Below are 2,597 nucleotides of genomic sequence, written 5' to 3'. Positions count from 1 at the left end.
ATCTGCTTCGCCCCCGTCACGTCCATCACGGCCCCGATGAACGCTCTGTTATCCGGCTGACCGTTCGCTGACCTCCCCACGACGTGGAGGTGCTTGACGCGTCCATCAGGAAAAAGCAGACGATGCTCGATGGTAAAGTCGACGGTGAAACCGCGCGCCTTTGCAATCTTCTCGTCGAACAGGGGCATATCGTCCGGATGCACCCGCTGCCTGACCAGTTCAATGGTGGGCGCGACCGCCAGGTCGTATTCGAAGATAGAAAAAGTCTCGTCGGACCAGATGAGTTCGCCACTCGAGACATTCCAGCCAAAACTGCCGGTCCTGCTCAGCTTCTGCGCTTCGGCGAAGTACTGCGCCTGACTCTTCCGGAGCAGTTCTTCGGCATGCTTGCGCTGCGTGATGTCATTGTTGGTTTCAAGCGTGGCCAACGGGTCTCCCGCACCGTCGCGCTGCAGCGCCCAGCGGCTCGTCACGATTATCTCGGTGCCATCCCGCCTCGTGTGAATTAACTCGCCCTCCCACTGGCCGTCGCGAAGAAAAATCCGCTGGAGCTCATCTCGAGGCAGCGGGAACACCGAACTCAGAAGTTCGTCAATGAACTTCCCAACCGCCTCTTCCTTCTTCCATCCATAGAGTGTCTCTGCTGCCTGATTCCAGTATGTAATCACGTTGTTATTATCGCGCACAATGATAATGTCGTGTGTCAGCTCCAGCAGCTGTGCCTGCGCGCGCTGCGTCTTTTCCACGCGGCCAATCCGCCTGACAAGGGTGGTGATTGCGAGTGACGTGACGAGAAAGGCAACAAGGGAGAATAAATCCCGGGTATTGCTAATGTGGAAGCTATCGATAGGTGCCGTGAAAAAATAGCTGAGCAGCGCGGCGCCGACAACCGAGAAAATGACCGATGAGATGAAGCTGTCCAGCAGGGACAGGAGAACAACGGCAACCAGAAGGAAGAAGCCAGCGGTGCTCTCTTCCTGGTTCAGAATGACACAGGTTGCAGTAACGGCTCCGAGCGCGATACAGCCTCCAAGCCACAATGTCGCCAGGTACCGCAAGCTTCTGCTTTCATGTGAAGAAACTGTCGCGCGCACAGAACGTCTCCCTTTGGGCGCAATTGCACCGGCCCGCCTGCATCGGTCTCCGGATAATAGCCGACGCTTTCGACTTCTCCGACTGTTCGGTCGTCATTCCCGCGTTAATTAAAGAATGAAAAAATCTGCCGGCGAACAGACAAGCGCTGTATCGGGTCCGAGACGCGGAGTGATTTTGCCTGTTTGCTGCGGTACGACACCGCTCGATAAGTCTCCTCACCGCGGTTATACGCTCGTATAACCGCGTTGCGCTAACGCGGCGTCGGCATATCCAACCGTAGAGTAGATTCGCCCTTCGCCAAAGCCTACTCTTGTCTCATCGAGACAGCGCCCGGCGTGATGACAGCGCAAAGCTCCGCAAGTCAGCGGGCATTCGAGCTCTGCAACGCGCGAGCAGCGGAATCGCTGTTGTCGGCAAACAGAGGAAGTGAACAGCCACAGCTTTGGGGACGGCTCATGGTGATGGTGTTACTGGTGGACGACGACATGAACCTGCTTTGGGCGCTTGAGACGCTGGTTTGCGAGGAAGGTTACGAGGTTATGACTGCGTCGAACGGGCATGAGGCACTGCAGGCAGCACGTCGAAGACGCCCGGACATCGTGGTTTCGGATTTCATGATGCCGGTCATGGACGGTCCAGCCCTCATCGGCGCGCTCGGGGCCGAGCCTGAGTTCGCAACTGTTCTTGTCCTTCTGAGTTCAGCGGTGGCGACACCGCCGCCCCACCTGCCGGTGGGAGCGTTTCTCAGAAAGCCAGTCGCGGCGTCGCGCCTGCTGGAACTGCTTCAGCTGCACAGTTCGCAGGTCACAGTAGGGTCGTCGCCGTGACCGGTCACGTCAATACGCCGGCAATGGAAAGGCATAACTCACTCGTGAAGCATCGCCTGAGGGCTGAGTGTCTCAAGGTGCGCTTCGCCATCTGGCCACAGGAGGTCCAAAATGAAACTAGAAGCCGCGATGTTTGTGCGACTGCGCCGACTCGCTCCGGTTCTCGATGACATGCTCAGCGCAGGCGAGGTCGAACACGCAGACCAGGCCGTGGGCCTTGAGTCGCTTGCCCAGCTATGCTCACAGCTGTTCGACGCGTACCACGACCATTTTCCGGTCGAAATTGCGCAAGCGCGAGCTGACGCCTTCGAGTCGCAGTAACACACTTTCTCCGGACCGGCCGGCGACTCTAGCTACGGACTTAAAGGTCACACTGCACGAGTTCCTGACCGTCACTCCAACTTTGCCTACAACCAGCGGTACCCCATTAGTGCGGAAAGAAATTTACAAGCCCTTCGCCGACTATCTCGAAGAAGACGCCTGGCTCCTCACTCAAGCTTTAGTGCCACTTCCCAAAGCGTTGCATTCGAACGTGCTCGCCAAAGGCGCAGAACGTAACTCTTCGCCGAACGTCTGACAGGTAGCTTCGAGCATTCCCCTCCTGGCTCGAATCGCCACATGCTGAAGCCGTGCCTTAAGCGAGACGAGCGAGCGCTGTGCTCAGCGGCGAGTGAC

The 2,597-nt window shown here is 57.6% G+C and carries 3 protein-coding genes; 2 read left to right on the top strand and 1 reads right to left on the bottom strand.

All coding sequences use genetic code 11. The features are described from left to right. On the bottom strand, positions 1-1,094 hold a 1,094-nt coding region (locus P0D89_RS52215; protein WP_408379496.1), incomplete at its 3' end, for a PAS domain S-box protein. A gap of 456 nt (positions 1,095-1,550) precedes the next feature. Between P0D89_RS52215 and P0D89_RS52210 the strand changes: the two genes are divergently transcribed. Both P0D89_RS52210 and P0D89_RS52205 read left to right on the top strand, forming a co-directional pair. Further along, positions 1,551-1,922, top strand: coding sequence for a response regulator (locus P0D89_RS52210; protein WP_408370529.1), 372 nt, complete (start codon positions 1,551-1,553; stop codon positions 1,920-1,922). A 111-nt stretch (positions 1,923-2,033) separates the two neighbouring features. Beyond that, complete coding sequence (locus P0D89_RS52205) at positions 2,034-2,243, top strand: hypothetical protein (RefSeq protein ID WP_408370531.1); 210 nt, start codon at positions 2,034-2,036, stop codon at positions 2,241-2,243. The last annotated feature ends 354 nt before the right edge of the window (positions 2,244-2,597 follow it).

The sequence above is a fragment of the Paraburkholderia sp. RL18-085-BIA-A genome, from assembly GCF_046027075.1.
Lineage (GTDB): Bacteria > Pseudomonadota > Gammaproteobacteria > Burkholderiales > Burkholderiaceae > Paraburkholderia.
Note: the sequence above shows the minus strand (reverse complement) of the source record. Positions and strands in the feature narration are given on the sequence as shown.